We start from the raw sequence: 21,180 nt of genomic DNA, 5'->3' as shown, positions 1-21,180 counted from the left end.
GTACTTGATTTTGGTTTTTTAATTGAACATTTATTTAATTGTCGAGAGTTCCCAACGAAGTTTAACCGTTATTGCCCTTCCCGGACGTTCCATATAAAAATTATCATATAGCTTCTGTTGGGTCAGGTTATTCACTTGCAGGGAAATGCTGCATTTCGGATTTTCCAGATAATGGATCATTCCGGCGGTATAATTTTGTTGCCCCAGCCGACGGTCACCGGGAACCCAGAACAGCTGTGGGTTATAATCTTTTGGATAAGGTTCGAATAGCCCCAGGTTTCCCGCATCACCATTCATCCAGTTAAAACGATGTGTGTAATTCCAATAACCATAAAACTCTGTTCTGCTCTTTTTCTGAAGGAGGTTATCAAACATCAGCCGAAGCTGAAGGTTCGCCAGGATCGGTGGCTGATCGGCCAGTTTCGATGGTTTATCTCCCGGGATCTCCAAAGAAAGGTCTTGTTTCACATCCATATAAGTCCCATTGCCCGAAAGCATCAGGAATTTAAACGGTTTGTACATCAGGTCCATCTCTAATCCTTTTGAGGTTACTACCGTTCTGTTGGTATAATAGCTATAGGGAATATCTCTGACCAGCATGATCCGCGCATTTGTCTGCCTGCTAAAATAATTGGCGGAGATGTTAAACGCCCCGGCCATTTTCGCCCGACTGCTGTACTGAACCTGGAAATTATAATTATGGCTTTTCTCCGGTTTGATTCCAAAATTTGATTTCACGTTATAGGAATCACCGAAGACTTCAAAATCATCCGGCATCCGGACCGCATACTCATAGGAAGCTTTCATCACCCACCGGGGTGTAGGCCGGAAACTGATTCCTTCCATCCATCCCCAGGTACCCGTTGAATCACTCACAATCCTTTCAGATCCGGATCTTCCGATCGTGGAATATCCGGAGGTTTTCATCTGATACCTTTTTACAGCGATCAGGTTTTCCAGTTTTTCGTCCCAGAACCTGGAGCGGAATCCCAGCGCAGAGATGTGTTTTACATATTTTGAAGGAACGGTGTATAAGTCCAGCTTTCCATTTTTGGTCAGTCCGCCAAGGCTGTCTGTCCCTAAGCGGTCATAATGCGTGTAGATATGATTTAACTGGAACTGATGATTTGGAAAAAGATCATAAACCACATTAAACCTCCAGGTGTAAAAATTGTATTTGAGTTGCAGCGCATTTCCATTGTAAAAGAACTCTCCGCGGTTTCCGTTTTCCGGCTGTAATTCTCCAAACCTGTTATACTTCTGGATAGAAGTATCTAAAAATGTGGATCTGATGCGGCTGTATCCCAACACATTTCCAACCTTCAATTTTCCGGAGAAAAAGGATTTGTCATGTTTTAGCAGCTGACTAAACGTCCGGTCGTTGGTAAAGGTATGCATGGCCGTCATGTCCGAAAGTCCATTTGATGGCATTCCGGGCAGTTGCGGTAATCGCTTATAAAACTGGGATCCCAGAATGGTAAACCGAAGGTCATCCGCCCAGGATTTATCTTTAACACCAAGATATACTTCTGCCAATGGTGCCTTTAGTCTATTGTTTCGAAAGGAACTGCGGACGGTATTGTCCAGTATCAAGCCCTTATCTTCTCCGGCCATCCAGCCCACATCTCTTTTATAATTGTTATCAGAATAAGTATACGCTGCATTGATCCCAAGATATAACCCCTGCCTTTTAAACGGCAGGTAAGCATTGATGGTTGCCCGGTGGGTATTAAAAGATCCCAGCTCATAAGAAGCTTCGAGATTGGTACTTGTTGGCGATCTGCTGACAAAATTTATCGCTCCTCCAAGGGCATCCGCACCTAATGATACAGGTAAAGCACCTTTATAGACCTCTATCCTATCCAGCATATTCGAAGGAATCAGGGAAGGTTCAAAACTATGTCCGTAAAAACTGAGCGGAATCCCATCTTTAAACAGTGCAATGGCCTTTCCGCTTAAGCCATTCAGGTTAATGTTTATCGGATCACCCAGGGCTCCATCTCCTCTTAGTTTTACTCCGGGAACACGATTGAGTAACTCCACCAGGTTTCCACTTTGTCCATGGACAGCCTTAAGATCGATCATTTCAACAGGCAAAGGAGAATCCTTAAACTCCCGGATCACCGTTTTGGCCTTGATGTTCACTTCTTTCAGCTTATTGTTTTTCCTGACCCCACTGGTATCCGAAACTTTCTTCTTTGGCTCCTCCTCCTTTTTTGGCCTTTCCTGTGCAAGAGCTGAGCAGCAGGCCGTCACCAGAATCAATAACCCCATTACATTTAGTAGTGGTTTTCCCATATTTTCTTTAATGATTTCAATACATTATCCGGGGCGAAGGTAGCTGGAGGGCCGATGGAGCTGTTTACCAATTCCGATCTATTATTTACTAATTCGGAACTTTTTCTCCATTTCAGTTTGTCATAAAAATGTCTTATTCGGGATTCTTCCACCAGAGTCAATCAGGAATACATAATTTAGAATAATTATAAATAACTAGATATCATCCCAAGATCATCCTTATGAAATTCAACCTCAATGCCGGTTCCTTTTTAGAAGAATTGCATTACAACCAGTCAGACGCCGCCGTCATCACCTCAGGTTCTGTTTTAGAAACCAAAGCCAGCTTTGAACATACTTTTGGAGATGTACGTTACAAGGAAATAAAGCTCGAAATCGGAAACATCCTGGTAGGTGATTACTACATCAAAGAAGCCCTTGTACTATCGAGCGAAAGAATAGAACCCACCATAGAAATGCATTTTAACCTCAGCAACCCTATCCGGTTTGGCGAAGATGGTTATGCCAGCACAGACATTATCGGCATGCGACAAAACATTCTTGGCATCCAGAGGGCCAAAGGTTTTGTGGAGTTCGAGGCAGATACTTCCTATAAAACGTTCGACATACACCTTTCTGTGGAGTTTGTTAAAAAATGGTATGGTCAGCACCGCTTGCTCGACCGCTTTATAGATGATTTTGAGCGGAACAGTACCAGTGCCCTCTACCCTGATGCGATGCACATCACTCCCGATATGCAAAGGATCATAGGAGAAATCAGCAATTGCCCCTTTTCCGGCTTTACTCAGAAAGTATACCTGGAAGCTAAAATCCAGGAGCTCTTTATCCTTCAGCTGGACCTTTGTGAGTGCATGATGAACATTGGAAACCAATACAAACAAGCACTCAGTCCAGGGGATATAGAAAGGATTCACGAAGCAAAACATTACATAGAGCAGCACTTAAACCAACCCAGAACGATCATCGAACTTGCCCACCTGGTAGGGACAAATGAATCAAAACTAAAACGGGGTTTTAAACAATTGTTTGGAACTACTGTATTTGGCTATATGCAGCAGCGACGCATGGAGCAGGCCAGACGCATGTTTGTCGAAGAGAACAAGTCGGTCAGTGAAGTTGCCTTGTTTGTGGGTTATGCCAATCTTTCTAATTTCACCAATGCTTTTAAGGTTTATTTTGGATTCCCTCCAACGATGTTAAGAGCCGGGCGACAATAAATACATATCTGTCAACGAAAAAGACCTGTTTGTCTCTGCCCCAATTTCTATCAGTTTCTATGAAATATCTTTATCTCAGAGAAACCGATCATAAATTATGAAAACACTTTTTTTTACTGCACTTGTACTCCTGTCTTTTTCTGTAAAAAGCCGGGCGCAACAACAGGATCCTCATACCAGAAAAGAGCTGGAAAAGGTAATTGAGGATTTCCGAACCAGTATCATTGAAAAAGACAGCGTTAAATTCTACACCTTATTTCATCAGGCGCCTGTGGTATGGATCGGCGTAGATAAAGAGAAAAGTCAAAGACATTTTAAAAGTAAAAACAAGAACTATAAAAGCAACTTTTTCAGCGATAGCCCTCAAGGCTTTATCAGAAGGATCGTGACAGAAAAAGAGCCCGAAGAAGAAAAGTTTTATGATATAAAAATTGAAGGTGATGAACGCATTGCTTCCATCACCTTCAGTTACAGTTATTGGAGAAGTGGTGAAAAACAGAATTGGGGCAAAGAAAGCTGGGCTTTAATCCGGGCAAATGGCTTATGGAAAATTACTGCGGTATTGTTTTCCTCGGAAATGGAAAATGTTACTTCAGAACCAAAATCAAACTGATCTTAAGTAAATTTTCGGAAAAAACACGATCTTAACCGGAACAAAATAAATACCATGACAATCAAATATAGCTGCGCACTTTTTCTACTCTTTAGTGTAATGACATCCTGTACCCCTGTAGAAAGTCCTTTTGGTTATATTTTTGATGCCGCTACAAAACAACCTCTAAAAGGTGTAAAGATTGCTGTACTCCACCATAATAAGGAAGTCTGCACCGACAAAACAGGATTTTTCGCACTGAAATACAAAGACAATACGGCTCAATTGGTTTTAAGTTTAAAAGGTTATGAAACTGACACACTCCCTGTCGTATTTCAATTGCCGGGAGAACCTAAAAAATATAATTTTCATGGAGACACCATATTTCTGAATCCGCTTAAAACGGTTTCTATTCCCCGGAAGCAGAAAAATATATTGTCTGCGGATTCAAAGTGGATTGGAAATTACAGCGTATATGCTGAAGGAGATGCCACAATGACGACCGTATCTTCCACAACGTATACTTTTGAGATCAATCCCAGCGGAACTAACCTAACCACAACAACGGTTCATGATCCGATCCGTTGTAACGGAAAATACCGGATCCAGGAACAGAATGATCAGCTGCTTTTGTTTTATGATGGAGATGAGCCTGGCTGTAAAAGTGATTCCAGCTCTTTTACCATCAAAAAGGAAGGTGAGAAATTCTATATCAAAGGAGTCGGAGGAGAAGCAACATTTAATGAGTGGGTTCTTCTGGAGAAACAGACCCAGTCGCCATCATAAATTATGAAGATTTATGGCAAACCATTCTTTTTGATCAGAATCATCATTTCAGGACTCACCTGAACCAGTATTTTTTGATAGCTTTTGCCTTTATCTTCTATTTTTTGCAGTAGAGCCTTTGTTTTAATTTTGGCTAAATCTGCTAAAAAATCAGAATTAATCACACCACCCTGAATGGAAAAATAATAAGCTGCATTCGTGTATTCAGGTTGAAATGGAAAGCCCGATAATGTCAAATGATCATAAGTTTTTTCGTAAGCATCGAGCGGAGGAATCTGGTCAAATCTTTTTAAAAGGTAACTGATTACCTGATAATTAATCTCAGTTGCCGTATACTTACCGAACATCTGATCGTAGATCAGGTCCCATCCCGGCATCCATTTTTCTGTTTCGATCTCTTTATCTATCGCAAACTGACGGTTTCCATCTCCAAACAGACCACTTCCTTCTGTTAAAAACAAATCAGGCTTAAACACTGCTATCTTGGATTTTATGGTCGAATCCTGGTCCGATAAAATCAGAATACGACTATTACTCTTGCTTTGCTTTCTTAAATGAATTAATGTTGAATCAACCTTGCTGTTTACAAAGGTCATTTCCGGCAAAACGTCCTTTTTCTTCAGTTCAGGAATAGTTCTTCCCTTCGGCGAAGTGACACTTTCTTTCAGTAAACGGGGAATGATGCTTTCCAAAGATTGCAAATGAACAGCGCCAGCCTGGATAAATATCCTGTCATGAGTTTTTAATTCCTGTCTGATTCTGTTGATGAGATTCGCATCTCTTAGCTGCTGCATTGAACTCCTCATCCCATGTAACACAGGATCTTTAAAGATGAACATCAATTGATTGGAAAACTCAGGAGAAACCTGCTGTACCATCTCTTTATTAAAATGTTTCCGGAACAACATCTGGTAATAACCAAGTGTTTTCTGCTCAGTTTTAAAAGGATATCCCCCTTGTTCAAGAAAAGAAACCAATTGATCATGATAGTATTCGTAAGAAGTATAATGGTTTACCGAAAACTGATAACTTAAATTGGAAAGGGTTAAGAACAACAACTGATCTGAAGTATAGGTCTTCCTTAAGCTATAGTAGAGTGCTGCCTGCCCAAGGTCCCAACTGGAAATCTGAATATCTTTAAGACCTGCAAGATACCAGCATAATCCAGTTTCTCCACTGTTTTTAATGGTCTCTTCTTTGCTGGAGGATACAGAACCAGAGTTTTCGGTAAGGATTAATTCTGGTTTAAAGGAACGGATTTGAGCTTCTATCCCGGTAAACTGGCTATCCCTAGGGTTCCGAATGCCATGATCAGTACCGTAAAAGACAATTTCTTTCTTTCCATATTTAAAGCTTTTGGAGCCAGTTTTAAAAGAACGGTCTTCCCTGTCCCAGAAAGCCTTTAAACACCTGATATCATGAGGGTTCTGAGCACTAATATCCCTCACCAAAAGGCATAAAAACAATACGGCAAACAAACTTGATTTTAGCATTTATTTATCGTTTTGATGATCTCATAGGTCAGACATTAAAGAGACAAAGGTAAAGTGAACCAAAACTTGCTACCATCTCCACCCTTACTTTCGGCACCAATTTCACCATTATGTTTTGCTATAATTTCTGAACTGATATATAATCCAAGACCAAGTCCCGGCTGATCGGATTCGCCTGCGCGGTAGTAACGATCAAACAGGTATGGAATTTTCTCTGCCGGAATTCCAGCGCCTTTATCTATCACCGATAGCTTTACCTTGTCTTTTATTTTTTCCAGATGAAGGGAAATCTGTTTGGACTCTGGTGCATATTTAACGGCATTCGTGAGCATATTGATGATTACCTGTTCAATACGTCCCGCATCAGCATTGACATTTACATTTTTATCCCCGCTAATGTTAAATTGATACTCCGCTTCAACAGGAATTCCTTTAGAGCAGTTCTGTACCAATTCATACAGGTTAAAGGTGTTTTTCTTTAAGATCATTCCACCCTCAGCCATCTGACTTGAGTCCAGCAGATTTTCGATCATTCCACCAATTTTATCAACACTCTTTCCAGCCATACTGATCAGACTTTGCATCTTTTCTGAGGAATTATGTTTCATGCGGTCCAATAACTGCATAGACGCTTTCAAAGAAGCAACCGGAGTTTTCAACTCATGACTGGCAATACTGATGAAATCGTCCTTTTGCTGTTGTAGCATCTTGAGCTCATGAATATCAGTGGCAGTACCAATCCAAAGCAGAATTTCTTCTGCATCGCCTTTAATTGGCTGCATGCGGATGAGGTACCATTTATACTCCTCATCACTTCCTTTTAAACGAAGTTCATAATGTCCACTTTCCTTACTCTCCAGAATTGCCCTAAATTCTTCTCTATGGTGTTTAAGGTCTTTTCCAAAAACAACATCCTGTAGGCCCAGGCCAAGGCTTTCCTCTAAACTTGTCCCTGTATATCTATACCACTGTTCATTGTAAAAGTTAACTTTACCATCAGGGGTATTCGTCCAGGCTATTTGAGGAATTCCATTAAGCAACAATCGAAAGCGTTTTTCATTTTCTTCTACTTCCAGTCTTACCATTACCATTTCCGTTACTTCATACACAAAAACCAGGACGCCATCTATCTGATCGTTTGCATCAAATCTGGCTTGGTAGATAAAATTGAAATAGCGATCAAGAATTTGCATCTCAGTCCCATGAAATGTCTCCCCTGTGGTATAAACATCCTGTAAAAGATCCCACATCGGTTGTTCTTTAATTTCCGGCAAGGCCTTTATAAAGCGTTCCCCAAGCAGTATACGGCCAGGAAATAATTCCTGGAAAGAAGGATTAACCAGTTCAAATATTAAATCAGGTCCGCCCAATACGCAAATTCCAGCTGGTGCCTGCATTAAAAAGCGCCTGAGCCGATCTCTTTGTATCGCCACTCCCTGTTGTCTATTCGAATTGCCTGACTCAGCTTCCACTTTCTCGTCCAGGTCTTCACTCAATTTATTTAATGCTTCCTGAGTTTGTACCAACTCCTCATTAATGGCTTCCAACTCACCGGTTGCTGTTTCCAGCTCTTCATTTCCGGTTTCAATTTTCTCACCGGTCAGGGCTAGCTGTCTTTCTGGTAGTGTTCCGGGAGCCATTTTATCGGTGTAAGCAGAAAGTTGTTGGTTCAGGCTATGCCAGATGAGCAATAAGCAAATGGCGCCTTCATTGGACTTTGAAACCGGCACCACTTCTAAACGCCAGGATTTTTTTAATTCAGCCTGCCCCTGAGTTTCCATAAACTGAAAAACGGGTAGCTGAACTGCTGTTTTATCTGATGCAGATTGTGTTAATGCAATTCTAAGCAGATCAAGATCATTGGTTTCAACCAGGTTTTTCAAAACGTCTAACAGGTCTAAGCCAATCGCCTCCTCTTTCAGATCATTAAAGATGACCTGGTATTCTTTATTGTGGGTAATTATAGTAAAGTCCGCATCACCTGCATTCAGGACCACCATTGGGAATGTGGCATAATTAAATACAGATTCAAACAGTTGTTCATTTAAAGAAATCATTCAAACAGGTAGATTAAATATGCTGACAAAGATAAGGTTACCAAAACAATCTCTGTAATGTTATCGTTATAACCCTAAAATAAAGGGAATTTGAAGGTTATGGGAAATAGGATTTATATTGTTGAAGACGATAAAGACATTAGCTTTATACTCGATTACTTTTTGCGGGAAGAAGGATTTAATGTATCGGTATTTGGAACGGTAAGTGATTTTAAAAATGCGATCAAAACAGCTGTACCGGATTTATTTCTTTTAGATGTAATGTTACCTGATGGAGATGGCATTACGGTTTGTAATCAGGTTAAAGCAGATCCAAAAACGTCTTACCTTCCGGTAATCATGATGTCTGCACATGTTATGGATGACAGCAAGATCGATTGTCCGGCAGAAGAGTTTATCCCTAAACCATTCGATCTGGATAGACTCCTGATGCGCATTAATTATCACCTGCACATTTCAGGGCCACACTAATTTTTGTAACTTCAAAAACTGATGTATACAGCAAATAAAAAAGCTTGCCAGAAATCCTGACAAGCTTTTTTGTTATGGTAATTAAACGGTATTATCTTGTGCAATTTGCAGTCCATGTGGCACCATCCTTGATCACCAGCATTTTCAACGTACTGGCATCAATCGTGATCCCGGTAAGTCCTGAGCCAATACTCACATAAGAATTGTCGCCTTTTTTTTCGAATTTCACTCCTGTGATATCAGGAATATTGCTTCCGAAATAAAAATTGTATGTCTCTCCTACTTTACTTACCGTAATCTTTCCGTCTGTGCTGGTAATGGTACTACCATCCTTCTTGTAAGAGACCTCACCTTTGTAGGTACCTATAAAAAAGTCTGTCGTCGCCGGATCTTTGTCTTTCTTACAGGATACCATGATTGTCATTGCAATCATCAGCATACTGAAAATTTGAATTGTCTTTTTCATAGTGTAGTTATTAAATGTAACATACACATTACAAAGAAGGTGCCAAGGAGGTGAAAACTACCTTATTTAAACAGAAATGAGGTTTTCAATTATATGAACTTAAGATTACTGAAAATAAAAAGTCTAACTGACCTGTATCAGATTAGGTTGGATCATCTATTCAGCACGTAGTCGCTCAAAGAAATCGTTAAAATCGTTGGCTAAAAGCCATAAATTCTGATACTTTACCTCCTCCGGCATTGTAACCCTAACTTCATCATAATAATCTTCAGTATCCCATTCCATCTCGTGATCCCAAAAATAGATACGTCCATAATTTTCTTTGTTTAGCGATATCACAATTTGGTTGCCCATTCCATCTGAGGCAAAAGGAAGAAACTGTGGAGGCATCCGATCCTTATAATTTTTAGCATTCCAGAAAATATCATGAGTACTAATTTTCTCGCGATCCCTGCCATGAAACACACTTACACCAGATCCCTCAAAAAAGAAATTTGGCTGTCCTGAATCCGGATGATGAATGTATTCCGAATTTCTTGAAATAGGATCAAATGTAATTTCATTACTAAAATCAGAAATCCCATAATTCATTAAAAAGTCCCTTAAATCAACTGGTAATTCTGCGCCCAGATCCTTTTCCAAAGTTCTTATATCTTCAATATTTAAATTGGTATTCCTGGATGGATGTAATTTCTCTAATCCACCCAGGCGCTCTATTTCATTGATATAACTCATTACATTTTCATTTTTTAATAAAAAAAACTCATCGTTAAGACTTAGATCAATGGTAGGTATAGTTAAATAATAGGATTCGAAACTAAGACATGGCATTATCTAAAATAATTCTTGATAAGCATCATAAATTAAACTAAATTTAGAGTAATCACAATAATTAAACTAATCAAATTTAAATCATCCCATGAAAATTAAAATCTATTTCCACAAAGTAAGCCTGCTTGGATGCATCTTACTACTCTCCGCAGTTATTTCTTCCTGTAAAAAAGACCAACCTGCTACACAGCCAAAGACAGAAGATGAAACGGCTTCTGCTGTTGCATTTTTTGTCAAACAAGGATTCAAAGCCGAAAACATTGTTTTTAAAGACGGTAAATATATTATCGACACGGACATTGTGATCAGCCAGGAAGATGTTGCAGAGCGAATGAAAAATGAAAGTGCTTCAGGTGCCCCGCAAACCGAACATTGGAGACATACTTATATTATCAAACCTCCTTATCACAAAAATATCAGGTTATATATTGAAGCGCCAGTAACCGCGGAATGGAAAACTGCGGTTCAGGGTGCCATTGCAAACTGGAATAATATGCCAGGTCAGGGTACCACCATAGAGCTCGGAATGTCTATTTCAACTGTTGCTACTGCATATGATACCCGTGTATTTATGGGTTATGAGAATGCCAGTTGGATTGCAAGGGCTTATTTGCCAAATTCCAGCGGTAAGCCGGGTGTAAGCATTGAGATCAACAGTAAGTATAATACCATGAGTGCCAGTCAGAAACTCTTTGCGATCACACACGAACTCGGTCATACGATTGGTCTTAATCATACCAATCAGACTTCAGGTACATTTATTCCGACTACCCCTGTTACAGATGCAAATTCTGTGATGAATTCTTTTGTATTGCCATGGAACGGATTTACTGCCGGAGATGCGCAGGCAACAAAAGTATTGTACCCGAAATGATGATCACCTCACCATCTGATTTATTCCTATAAACACCTATTTAGATTATTGTGAGACCAGACAACCCACTGATAAATATCAGTGGGTTGTTTTATCATCCGGAATCATGCTCAGAAATCAAAAGAACCATCAGGGAGCTCTTCAAAATCCCAGGCCTCAGGATTAGCATTTATAGTTTTTATCAGGTTTTCAATATTTTTAAAACGGGGGGATAAATCCATTTCATCATGACTTAGATGACATACTTTCCCCTTATCATTCCCCTTAAAATAAACACATAAGTAATTTGAATTACCATCGGTTATAATTGGAAGAAGATCTTCAAAGTCATCAGGGTATTGTTTAAAAAAGTCGATCATACCTTCTAGATCCTGATCTGTTATGATTTCAAATCCATCTCTGGATTCGAAGTTTTCCAAGGATTGCACATCAGTTACCAGGAAGGAATATTCCTTTAAAAGCTGTATTATTTTAAAACCTCCGGCTTCCATATTTCTGTTTTTTGTTTATTTATTTGTTGCTTTGAGGGCTATTCTTCTACGGCTACTACTTTTCCGTTTTCATCCACTTTAAATTCAAACCCGTAGTAATTTTGCCTTTCTACACGTCCGGTTTGAGTTTTCCCTTCGCCTTTTTTGGTCGTGTTAATCGTAAACTGCTGTTGTATCTTTCCATTCTTATCAACAGAGAACACATATTTATTCAAAGCATAATTTTCAAATTCTTTTGGTATAAACGCCACAGCTTCAGCAACTTTTGATGGTATTGGCTCTACATCAAAAGTTTTAATAGCCGCTGTTTTACCTTTCGTATTTTTCGACATCAGAATATCAGATTTTGATGCAAAGGTCTCTTCAGGCTCAAACAGCTTGTCGCTAAAACCTTCAGAGGCACTATAAACCTGTTCCATTTGTTTTTCGCCCTCCCAGTACACGATCGTTACCTTACCCAACTCACCATAAAGTTCATCTTTAGACTTTATTTCCAGTTCTTCGACCTGCTTTTCCGGATCGAATTTCTTTTCAATGATACTTTTAACCGCCTTGCCCCCATTTTCATTTTGGGGGTAAACAGTATCGGATCCACAAGAAGATGCCATTAATAACAGCGCAAATGCACTGATTTGTGAACTTAGTTTTTTCATTTTAGATAGATTTAATTGATGATGTTTATAAGTTATTTTCTAAATACTTCAACCAAATTTTTTGAACCCTTTGTCATACTTTTAATATTATTCCTGCTCATCTTAAAAGTCAATGGCGTAAAGTCCTTATCGTAGTGCTCGAAAACACGCTGCTCATTAATATCTGCCTGAGGAACATGATTGAGCTTATGTACAGCCAAAATCAGGCTGTCACCTTCTATCTTTACTATTTTCAAAAAGGTAAATTGATTTTCGGTATCGCTTTTTATCTGATATATGTCACCAACTTTAGGCTTGTTAACATAACGACCAGTTTTATTAAACGCTGTAGCTACAACGATGAAAAGAATGAACAGGCCGATTATAATAAGCCCGGCAAAATATTTTAAGGGTGTCCTGATCGCACTTTTCTGAGTGTTCAAATAATTTCGGCTTTCGGGGGCAAGCTCATTACTTGTCAGAACCTGCTTGCAATGCGGGCATTGGGTCATTGCTCGTTTTTCAAGAGGAAACATGGGGATCCAAAATATATGAAAATACCTTATGGTATATACTAAATTTAACTTACCAGTATCACAGTGCCCGCAAGTTTGTCCGCTAACAGAGGCGGTTAAGAACTTAGTTCTTGCTCCAAAAATAATCATGTTGTTTTTCTAGATAGACATTTGCATTATACTTCTTTGGATATACATTTATAATCAATATCACAAATTATGCTTTTTATTATATTTGTTTCACTAAAATAGGAAATAAAATCATTATTCCTAATATTTGAGAGAATTTCATCCAAATTTATCGGCATTGTAATTTACCTATCTCGAATTGGAGTCCGCTTAACTAACGATAAAACCCATCCTTATTGTCCATGAATTGCAACTGGGTTCTGGATTCAGTTACCTGCCCTAAACGTTCTTATTTGGAATCAAGGGAAGAGGTGACGTCATCGAAAATCTCTAAGCACTTAAACCGCAGGTATTCGTTCTTTCCTCATTTACCATCTTATTTAGCGTCGCAAGGTTTATGCAATCTTTTAAAAATGACTCAATGGTATAGGAAATTTATGGAGATCATCTATTCTAAAGGCGGAAAAAACTTCTTAACATCAGAATTCGCAATACTATAAGCAAGTTGAATAGGACTGACACCATAATTATTTTTATGGTGAATATCAGCACCACAGTCTATTAATTTTTGAACAAAGCAATCATCCTCATTTCTATATCCCATCACTGCTGTTGACAAAATTGAATTCCCGTATCCATCGGTGGAATTTACATCCGCTCCCAATGCGATTAAATAGGTGGCTACATCTCGTAATTTCATTACTAAGGCAAGGTGTAATGGACATCTTCTGAAGTTTCCTTTTAATTGTTTTTGATTAATATCAAGATGCTTGCTTAAGATCAAATCAATTACCTCCTTGTAGTCAAATGACCAACCCCTCCGCATGTTTAATATAGTAATGTAAGATGGTATTACCGAAATTACCCTGCTCTTCAATATTAAAATCGGACAGCGCTTTACTAAACGCCATGATATCCGAATCGAGCAAAATTATTTTGAGGGCTTCTATATTGATCATAATGTTTTAAATTTACTGATATGCCGCCATAACGGAATTTATTTCAGGTAACTATTTACTATGGGAAGAATATCATCGTCATATTGGTGCTGAAAGACAAAGGGAAAATCATGTGCATCATAAAAATCAATTCCTATAAATTGTTTTTTAGCTTCCTCCAGAACTTTCTGTCCTTTAATTATGAATACTCTTTCATAGGCAGACTCTACCAAAACAAAAACAGCCTTATCTATGTCTTGCTTCAATTCCAGATCCTGATACAAATATTGCGTACTCCCATTAACTTTCGTTCTTATTTTAGATTCTTTATGAAAGTCGAAATGATCATTATCAAATTTTCCGAACCTTAAAGCATAGTAAGTTCTGTTGGATAATTTACTTCTGTCTTTATCTACCAAATCCAATTTAGACTTTTCATAGCTATTCTTATCCAAGCCATGTTTACAAAGAAAATCATAAAATTCTTTAGAAACTATCTTTATATGAAATCCATAATCAAGGTAGTCAAATAAAATTTCCTTCTCCTTCTTTTTAAGCAGGAGATACAATTTGGAGGGCATTTTAAATTTAGCCTCGATGGGCGGAAATGGAGAAGAAGAATGATGATAAGTCCGCCATTCTGATTCATTAAAAAACTTAGATCGTTTATTCGGATCATATGAATCAAAGAATACGATATCATCCGTCAATGGTGTTCCTTTTCTTTTTAGGTAATGCCGGTTAAAGGCTATATAGAGTTGTTGTTCCATTCGTGATTATTTCTCAGGAAGATTCAAACTTCTTCGAATCCGATGACCATTTGTCTCTTTCATTCAACAGTGCATAGATAGATTTTCTTTCATGGGCTTTTTCTATTATTGATTGATTATAATCATTTTGAACATCACCTGAACCTCTCATTATATAAAAGTGGCAATTCATAATAATAGATAATATCAAACCCGTACATCTTTCTGTTCAGCAATTCGGCTTTTACCTGCTCTGTACAAAAAACGTACCGGGCAAATGTGTTATCCAGTGGGATGAAAACTTCATTTGTGACATTTTTAAGAACAATCTTCTCAAACTTCTCAATCCCAAAACCTGCTTTCATCACTAAATCATTATTTGCAGACCTCTGAACAGTAAACTCAGATTCCTCATAATTGATCAAGTCATCTCTTTCAACAAACCGCAGGTAGAAATATTCTTTATCCGTTATTTTCTTCCCCTTAGCTGAGCAAACTTTTAAAGGAACATATTGAACTGTACCCGGCAAAATATACTTTTCAATTATTGATAAAAAACTGTCGGAAACCAGGAAACCTCCATCAAATGGATAATAATCAAATAAAAGAAGTCTTTCCTTACATATAAGCCAAAGGTGTTCCGGATAATCTACATATTTTTTTCCTCTCGTCCTTGCCCATTCATAGACACCACCAGCCATCGGGTCTTTGGCATCAAATTTCTCAGCCAATATTCCCTCCAGAAAGACTGGAACTCCTTTTTGTGGTTTGGGCCATAAACAAAATAAATCCTCCATGTTGATATCAAAAATTAACGTAATTGCTTAATCCCCTCTTCTATTGTTAATAATTTCATATTCGAGGATCAATCTATATTACACTTCATCTAAAAATGCATCAAAAGCACCATTTTCAGTAACTCCAATCAAAGGGCCATGTCAAAGACAAAAAATCTTTCATAAATGTTTATGAATATTGCCAAAAACCAGCAATCACTTCTCCCGTTGAATTATGTTTATACAAATACAAAGCGCCATAGGAAAATACATAATCGATGTCCAATGTGTCTCTATAACCTTCTTCCTCTATTTGCAAAAAAAACGAATAGTTGTCCTTTTCCAGTTCTTCATAATAATATTTTTTGAGCTGAATCAAGCGAGGTTCGCCACCAACTTTTATAAATAAAAACTCACTTTCCTGTTTGTTGCCATAATTACTTATAGAACTCAGTCCTAATGATAAAATTCGCTTATCAGTATTGTTTCCTGCCTCAGAATATTCGTGTTCTTTAACTTTGACTTCTATCAATGGATAAATGTTATTTTCCAGGAGGGTGTCAAAATCTTCATGAATAAGTATAGAAAGCATCATATTATCCTTTTCAGGATGAGTAATAGTTGCATAAAACCTATAGTTATCAGGTATTAATTCTTCAATTAAGATTGGAGGATTACCACCCATCCTACCTTTCAGGTTATTATCGAATGGGATACATAAAGCAAATTGTTCTTTCATCTTTTATTTCAATGACATTGACACGTGATCATTTAGTTTATCATGTTATTCTATTTACCAAATTACAAAAAAACACTTGCTATGCAAGAAACGAAATTAAGCAAGTAAAACAGCATATTTTATTCTATCGTAAAAAAAGAGAAATTCACAAACACAATCCGATCTAAATACCACATCACAATGTTGTTACCCTATAAATCAGCACTTGACAAATGCAATAAATTAACTTAATTTTAATATAACTATAATTAACCAAATATATCACACTTAAAATTAAATCATCCCATGAACACTAAACATTATCTCAAGAAAGTAAGCCTGCTCTCCTGCATCTTACTACTCTCCTCCATTGTCTCTTCCTGTAAAAAAGAGGAAGCCACTACAATACCAAATGCACAAGATGAAATTGCATCTTCAATAGCTTACTTTGTTAAACAAGGCTTCAAAGCTGAAGATGTAGTTTTTAAGGACGGGAAATTTATTCTTGACAAAGACATTGTAATCAGTGCCGAGGAAGTTGCCACAAGAATAAAAAATGAAACTGCTCCTGGCTCTCCACAGACAGAGCATTGGAGACACAATTACATTGTCAAAAACCCTTATCACAAGAATATCAGGTTGTATATCGAACCAAATGTACCGCTTGACTGGAAAACTGCTGTTCAGGGTGCAATTTCGAACTGGAACAATATGGATGGTAATGGTTTGAATATTGAACTCGGAATGTCTATATCAGGTTCTGCCTCTGCATCAGACACCCGGGTATTTATGGGCTACGAAAATGCAGATTGGATTGCACGCGCTTATCTTCCAACATCAAATGGCAGACCAGGTGTAAGTATTGAGATTAACAGCAAGTACAACGGTCTGATCAGCAGCGAAAAACTTTTTGCAATCACGCATGAACTTGGTCATACAATCGGATTTAACCATACTGATCAGAATGTTGGCATATTTATTCAAGGAACATATCCATGGCAAACCACTCCCCCTCTTGTAGATCCTAATTCCGTTATGAATTCTGTTGTACTATCATGGAATGGCTTTACTACAGGAGACGTACAGGCTACAAAAATTTTGTATCCACGTATACTGTAATTTCGTTCTATCTGCATTGCAGATAGAAACATATGTTTCGACTATAAAGAGAACAAAACAAACTGCTGATATTATCTATCAGCAGTTTGTTTAATAAGTTCCATCTCAGTATTAGCGGATGCTATCTTATTTTAAGAATCCCCTAAATTATATAATTCAAAAGACCGCAAAACAGTAGTAATAAAGACATCCTTTTGAAAGGATATTTTAACTGAGTTCAGTTTATTTTCCACGAAATCACTTAAGTCCAATAAAGATTGTTTCAAAAACTCAACAAACTGTAAATCTGCTTGATTCACTGAACCCTTATTCCAAAAATCCCGTGTTATACAAAACTCAGTTGATATCTCATTTTTAGCTTTCAGATATTTGCTCTTACTTATCCCTATTTTATCACAATATTCGGAAATGTCCCCGCTTATATATAGGTTGATTTTTATCTTCTGAAGACCAGCAATCTCAATTCCCTTAAAATTTTCTTTCAAAATTTTAGATATACCTATTTGGATATCCTTTAACCATTTATTGGACTCAACATCACTTAATACTTGCCCTCCAATTGCAGTACTTATTACAAAATCCATTTCTTATTTTAATATTAGCATTAATCTTTTTATTCTTGGTTTTACACCAAATTTGACTCCAAACAAAAATTAAATTGTTCTTTTTTACAAATTCATTTAAAATATCTTTAAAAGCAAGCATATCTTCTGACCAATAGAACTTCTCCAGATGCGGGATTAAATTTTGGTACTCACCCCATCCCCAATTAAATCGTCCTCAAACAGATTGTTGAATTCATCCAATGGATCTATTTGGTTATATTCAATTACTTCATCAACTTTTTTTAACAGCTCAATATGAATGTAAACATGAAGTCCTTCAAACTCCCGTAATCCAGATCTTCCGCCAGCTACATAAAAAGTAGTTAAATATCCTTGATGTTCTCCATTTTTAAATTGGCTTATAGAATGATCCAAACTATTATTTAGGCTTTCAAATATTCCACCAGGAATAATGTCATAGATCGAGCTAATTTCACTAAATCTGAATTGCCCTGTCTCATAGACTTTCTTTCCCACTGGCAATTGATAGTCCAGCTTTTCGGTGACAATAATCTTATAATACCATGGTCGAAAACCCCAAAAAATAGATAAAATGCCTTTTATTGGCAAATCATCTGCTTTATCTCCATTTTCAAGTTCAAGCAATAAATTATCAGCCAATTTGTTCTTTTTCACATATTCTTTAAGGCTATCCTTCTGTAATATAAAAAATCCCATTTCATCATAAAATCTAAATGACGTGTATGTTGGATATATTAGAATATTCTTCGATGGATTATCAGTTCTAATAAAAATATGCGTTGAGAGATAAGGCTCTTCATCAGTTCTATTCTCAATACCATACCTAGCTTTTTCAGCAAATCTGATTATTTCAACCCGGTTTACCACGACCGCCTCATCTTTAAAAATACTTTTAAAAGTATTCACCTTTGGATGGACGATTTTTAAGTCAGTGATTTTTTTATCCAGATCTATAATCTTCCTTGAAATCTCCTTTCCAAATGAAATTGGCAAATATTCTTCATTTACAGCGATATCAATATAGACGAACAACTGATTCCTTTTTACATCATTTTCTTCAGTATACTGTACGGGAAATTTTTCGTTATTGATTTCAATGACAAGATCATTAAAACCTTCTCCCCAGTAACAATATGTTATTAGATTCAATTTAGCTTGATGTGGTTTTATTGTTACTAATGTGTCTATATTAACCATTCTAGTTCACCTCAACTCAGACTTTCAACGGAAACACCTTCTCCAACAAATCTCGCAGAGCCATTTGCCGCCATAAACCCCGTTTTTCCATCGTATTTCTGAATAGCATCAGGTAATGCCACTAGCCCGTTTTCTGCTTTTACTTTGATTTCAGGTTTGCCTTCAAGATTAGTATAATACCAAAACACTTTATTGCTGACTTTTTTTAAATGACTATAAACAATACTCTTCCATTTCTTTTCTTCTTCATTCTCTGAATCATAAGAATCCGCAACTCTACCGTCTAATAAATTCTGAGGATTGAAAGGATCAGGTTTAGATCGCAAAAACTGAATTTGAGCTCTACCAATTTGCTCAAAATGGTAGAACTCACCATGCTTTTCGTAACTTTTTTCTAAGGTTGCTTTATCTATCAAATCAAAATTAACAATAGAAAAAAAAGGACTTTTTGATTCTACAACAGATGAAAATAAACGTTTTTCGATATTTGACTCTAATGAAGGACAGGTATCAAAAAAATAAACGTTAGGTAATTTGTCTCTTAAAGTTTCGCAAAAAAACTCCTCATCCTCAATCGTCATAAAAAATTGCAACTGTCTTGTCTTTTCCATATTTAAAACGTCAACTACTTCTCTTTTACTAAAGGTACAACTTGAATAACTCCTCCAGATTTATATAACCTATCTTTAAAAGCAAGTATGTCTTCTGACCAATAAAACTTCTCCAGATACTGGTCATAAGCGTGGTATTCTTCATTAACAACTTTCAATCCTTTATGGAAGTCGTTAACAATTACTTTTTTTTAAAAGACTGCCTATAGCATTGGCATCCTTATAAGTTGTTTTCCAAGTAATCAAAGAATTGACAATTTTAGATGAATCAGGAAGAGTTTCGTAATAGACGTCAACTAGCCCCATTGAATCTAATGGCTCTATATTCTCATTCGGAGATTCTATTATATCCTGTTTACCCAACCCAATTAAAAAATCCGTTACGTTTATCAATTCATCGGTAAGTTGTGAATAATATTGAAATTGATTCCCTTTCAATCGTTTTATAAAAATCAAATTATTTTTTTTACAAATTCATCTAAATAATTCCTTAGAGACTTCTTGGTTATAAACAATTCTATCTGCATATTAATGATGTTTTTTACATTCTGTTCAGAATATATGTAAATAATCACTGATAATGCTAAATGGTTCTTCTCCAACAGTTTTAATACAAGGTTCTAAGTTTCTTTATTTACAAAGCCTAGTTATTACATGTCGCTCATTTAACAGAAGCCAAAACCTGCATTGGATGAGAAAATTTGCAGCGGTACCAATAAAAAAACAGTCTACAAAGAACTATTGTAGAGACCAATGTAAATTAATCCATTGTAAGAATTTTTATATGGCTCTGATATTACAACAGATGAATCAGAAAGATAGAATACCGCATTAGCAAACTCCATACTTAGTTCATTGCATCTTTGCAATGCTTTCGGTATATCTTCTTCATCGATTGGCACTTCATCTTCCAATATTTGGAGTATCGGTAATTCTTGTTCAAAAAGTGGCAACATTCCTATAAAATCTTCATCATATTCCTCTTCGGTTCCGATATCTTTTGAAAACTCACTACTGCCATCTTCCTGATTAAAGTACTCAAAGTAGTCTTCCTCTTCTTTTTGAACCTGTCCAAGCCATATGTGGACTTTCTTCATTCTTTCAACCGCTTAAATACATATTTTTATTTTTTAATGATGACTAATTTTCATTAGAGCATCATGGAAGTCACATCTTTCATATTATTTTTAATATCAGCTACTGAAGCTTGATTAAACCATACATTAAAATTCATGTTTAAATCTTCCCAAGCTGTACCAATCATAACATTTAAGTTTAACTTACCCAATTCCAATATTCAAGAGAAAGTTCATTATCAATATTTTCCCCAACTAATTGAACTTTGTCAACATCATCATGAATTGACAAATCAAAGGAGTATTTACTTACTCCGCTTTCAACAGTGCTTATCAATTTGAAAAGTGACAGTTCTATACAGTATTTTATTCCTTTTTGTAATTGCTGAAATTGTTCACTATCTAATGTCTTTACCAATTCCATCAATGCACTTTGTTCTTCATCAGGAGTTTTTGGGATTTCAATATTATTTTTATAATTCGAAACAATATCTAATCCTGTATCCCTACTTGTTTCTACAATTTTCCCAAATATTTCAATTAAGTTATTTTCCATT

At 36.8% G+C, this 21,180-nt stretch carries 24 protein-coding genes; 6 read left to right on the top strand and 18 right to left on the bottom strand.

Annotation, left to right across the window (positions count from 1 at the left end):
• Positions 1-30: 30 nt before the first annotated feature.
• Complete coding sequence (locus BUC20_RS26485) at positions 31-2,298, bottom strand: TonB-dependent receptor domain-containing protein (RefSeq protein WP_073235325.1); 2,268 nt, start codon at positions 2,296-2,298, stop codon at positions 31-33.
• Between the two features lie 221 nt (positions 2,299-2,519).
• Here BUC20_RS26485 and BUC20_RS26480 point away from each other — a divergent pair, with 221 nt between their 5' ends.
• The 3 genes from BUC20_RS26480 to BUC20_RS33640 all read left to right on the top strand — a co-directional run bounded on the left by BUC20_RS26480 (position 2,520) and on the right by BUC20_RS33640 (position 4,893).
• Positions 2,520-3,515, top strand: coding sequence for a helix-turn-helix domain-containing protein (locus BUC20_RS26480; protein WP_073235322.1), 996 nt, complete (start codon positions 2,520-2,522; stop codon positions 3,513-3,515).
• Between the two features lie 97 nt (positions 3,516-3,612).
• Positions 3,613-4,128: a hypothetical protein gene (locus BUC20_RS26475; RefSeq protein WP_073235319.1), complete on the top strand. Its 516-nt coding sequence runs from the start codon at positions 3,613-3,615 to the stop codon at positions 4,126-4,128.
• A gap of 54 nt (positions 4,129-4,182) precedes the next feature.
• Positions 4,183-4,893: a carboxypeptidase-like regulatory domain-containing protein gene (locus tag BUC20_RS33640; protein WP_084529296.1), complete on the top strand. Its 711-nt coding sequence runs from the start codon at positions 4,183-4,185 to the stop codon at positions 4,891-4,893.
• Positions 4,894-4,904: 11 nt separating this feature from the next.
• Here the strand turns inward: BUC20_RS33640 and BUC20_RS26460 are convergent, their stop codons facing one another.
• Both BUC20_RS26460 and BUC20_RS26455 read right to left on the bottom strand, forming a co-directional pair.
• Entirely contained in the window at positions 4,905-6,386 is a 1,482-nt protein-coding gene (locus BUC20_RS26460; protein ID WP_073235316.1) for a type 2 periplasmic-binding domain-containing protein, read from the bottom strand.
• 35 nt (positions 6,387-6,421) lie between these two features.
• Positions 6,422-8,443: a sensor histidine kinase gene (locus BUC20_RS26455; RefSeq protein WP_073235313.1), complete on the bottom strand. Its 2,022-nt coding sequence runs from the start codon at positions 8,441-8,443 to the stop codon at positions 6,422-6,424.
• 99 nt (positions 8,444-8,542) lie between these two features.
• Between BUC20_RS26455 and BUC20_RS26450 the strand changes: the two genes are divergently transcribed.
• On the top strand, positions 8,543-8,914 hold the full coding sequence (locus tag BUC20_RS26450) for a response regulator transcription factor (protein WP_073235310.1): 372 nt from the start codon (positions 8,543-8,545) through the stop codon (positions 8,912-8,914).
• Between the two features lie 91 nt (positions 8,915-9,005).
• Here the strand turns inward: BUC20_RS26450 and BUC20_RS26445 are convergent, their stop codons facing one another.
• Both BUC20_RS26445 and BUC20_RS26440 read right to left on the bottom strand, forming a co-directional pair.
• A complete protein-coding gene (locus tag BUC20_RS26445) occupies positions 9,006-9,380 on the bottom strand; it encodes a hypothetical protein (protein WP_073235306.1) in 375 nt (124 codons plus the stop codon).
• Positions 9,381-9,536: 156 nt separating this feature from the next.
• Positions 9,537-10,115, bottom strand: coding sequence for an SMI1/KNR4 family protein (locus tag BUC20_RS26440; RefSeq protein WP_073235303.1), 579 nt, complete (start codon positions 10,113-10,115; stop codon positions 9,537-9,539).
• Between the two features lie 184 nt (positions 10,116-10,299).
• On the opposite strand from BUC20_RS26440, the gene BUC20_RS26435 reads away from it, so the two are divergent.
• The gene (locus tag BUC20_RS26435; protein WP_073235300.1) at positions 10,300-11,085 is read left to right on the top strand and encodes a M57 family metalloprotease; all 786 of its coding nucleotides are present in this window, start codon (positions 10,300-10,302) and stop codon (positions 11,083-11,085) included.
• A 110-nt stretch (positions 11,086-11,195) separates the two neighbouring features.
• Here the strand turns inward: BUC20_RS26435 and BUC20_RS26430 are convergent, their stop codons facing one another.
• The 7 genes from BUC20_RS26430 to BUC20_RS26400 all read right to left on the bottom strand — a co-directional run bounded on the left by BUC20_RS26430 (position 11,196) and on the right by BUC20_RS26400 (position 16,054).
• Positions 11,196-11,576, bottom strand: a complete 381-nt coding sequence (locus tag BUC20_RS26430; protein WP_073235296.1) for an SMI1/KNR4 family protein — start codon at positions 11,574-11,576, stop codon at positions 11,196-11,198.
• Positions 11,577-11,614: 38 nt separating this feature from the next.
• Positions 11,615-12,229 (bottom strand): hypothetical protein, encoded by a 615-nt coding sequence (locus BUC20_RS26425; protein WP_073235293.1) that lies wholly within the window; start codon positions 12,227-12,229, stop codon positions 11,615-11,617.
• Positions 12,230-12,261: 32 nt separating this feature from the next.
• Positions 12,262-12,873: a zinc-ribbon domain-containing protein gene (locus BUC20_RS26420; RefSeq protein WP_073235291.1), complete on the bottom strand. Its 612-nt coding sequence runs from the start codon at positions 12,871-12,873 to the stop codon at positions 12,262-12,264.
• A gap of 427 nt (positions 12,874-13,300) precedes the next feature.
• The gene (locus tag BUC20_RS26415) at positions 13,301-13,678 is read right to left on the bottom strand and encodes an ankyrin repeat domain-containing protein (protein WP_073235288.1); all 378 of its coding nucleotides are present in this window, start codon (positions 13,676-13,678) and stop codon (positions 13,301-13,303) included.
• Between the two features lie 171 nt (positions 13,679-13,849).
• Complete coding sequence (locus BUC20_RS26410; RefSeq protein ID WP_073235285.1) at positions 13,850-14,560, bottom strand: Imm43 family immunity protein; 711 nt, start codon at positions 14,558-14,560, stop codon at positions 13,850-13,852.
• 134 nt (positions 14,561-14,694) lie between these two features.
• Positions 14,695-15,336: an Imm43 family immunity protein gene (locus tag BUC20_RS26405; RefSeq protein ID WP_073235282.1), complete on the bottom strand. Its 642-nt coding sequence runs from the start codon at positions 15,334-15,336 to the stop codon at positions 14,695-14,697.
• 169 nt (positions 15,337-15,505) lie between these two features.
• Positions 15,506-16,054 carry a hypothetical protein gene (locus BUC20_RS26400; protein WP_073235279.1) on the bottom strand — a complete coding sequence of 183 codons (549 nt, stop codon included), beginning with the start codon at positions 16,052-16,054 and terminating at the stop codon, positions 15,506-15,508.
• A gap of 285 nt (positions 16,055-16,339) precedes the next feature.
• Here BUC20_RS26400 and BUC20_RS26395 point away from each other — a divergent pair, with 285 nt between their 5' ends.
• Entirely contained in the window at positions 16,340-17,152 is an 813-nt protein-coding gene (locus tag BUC20_RS26395) for a M57 family metalloprotease (RefSeq protein ID WP_073235276.1), read from the top strand.
• A gap of 131 nt (positions 17,153-17,283) precedes the next feature.
• Here the strand turns inward: BUC20_RS26395 and BUC20_RS26390 are convergent, their stop codons facing one another.
• From BUC20_RS26390 to BUC20_RS26365, 6 genes are all read right to left on the bottom strand, one after another.
• On the bottom strand, positions 17,284-17,736 hold the full coding sequence (locus BUC20_RS26390) for an Imm12 family immunity protein (RefSeq protein WP_073235273.1): 453 nt from the start codon (positions 17,734-17,736) through the stop codon (positions 17,284-17,286).
• 156 nt (positions 17,737-17,892) lie between these two features.
• Positions 17,893-18,936, bottom strand: coding sequence for a hypothetical protein (locus BUC20_RS26385; RefSeq protein ID WP_073235270.1), 1,044 nt, complete (start codon positions 18,934-18,936; stop codon positions 17,893-17,895).
• Positions 18,937-18,947: 11 nt separating this feature from the next.
• Positions 18,948-19,547 (bottom strand): hypothetical protein, encoded by a 600-nt coding sequence (locus BUC20_RS26380; RefSeq protein WP_073235267.1) that lies wholly within the window; start codon positions 19,545-19,547, stop codon positions 18,948-18,950.
• Positions 19,548-19,721: 174 nt separating this feature from the next.
• Positions 19,722-19,985 carry a hypothetical protein gene (locus BUC20_RS26375; RefSeq protein WP_143166927.1) on the bottom strand — a complete coding sequence of 88 codons (264 nt, stop codon included), beginning with the start codon at positions 19,983-19,985 and terminating at the stop codon, positions 19,722-19,724.
• Positions 19,986-20,275: 290 nt separating this feature from the next.
• On the bottom strand, positions 20,276-20,644 hold the full coding sequence (locus BUC20_RS26370) for an immunity 22 family protein (protein WP_073235261.1): 369 nt from the start codon (positions 20,642-20,644) through the stop codon (positions 20,276-20,278).
• Between the two features lie 178 nt (positions 20,645-20,822).
• The gene (locus tag BUC20_RS26365) at positions 20,823-21,179 is read right to left on the bottom strand and encodes a hypothetical protein (RefSeq protein WP_073235258.1); all 357 of its coding nucleotides are present in this window, start codon (positions 21,177-21,179) and stop codon (positions 20,823-20,825) included.
• Position 21,180: the final 1 nt, after the last annotated feature.

Origin of the sequence: Pedobacter caeni, from assembly GCF_900129215.1 — a bacterium.
In the GTDB taxonomy this organism is placed as follows: domain Bacteria; phylum Bacteroidota; class Bacteroidia; order Sphingobacteriales; family Sphingobacteriaceae; genus Pedobacter; species Pedobacter caeni.
Note: the sequence above shows the minus strand (reverse complement) of the source record. Positions and strands in the feature narration are given on the sequence as shown.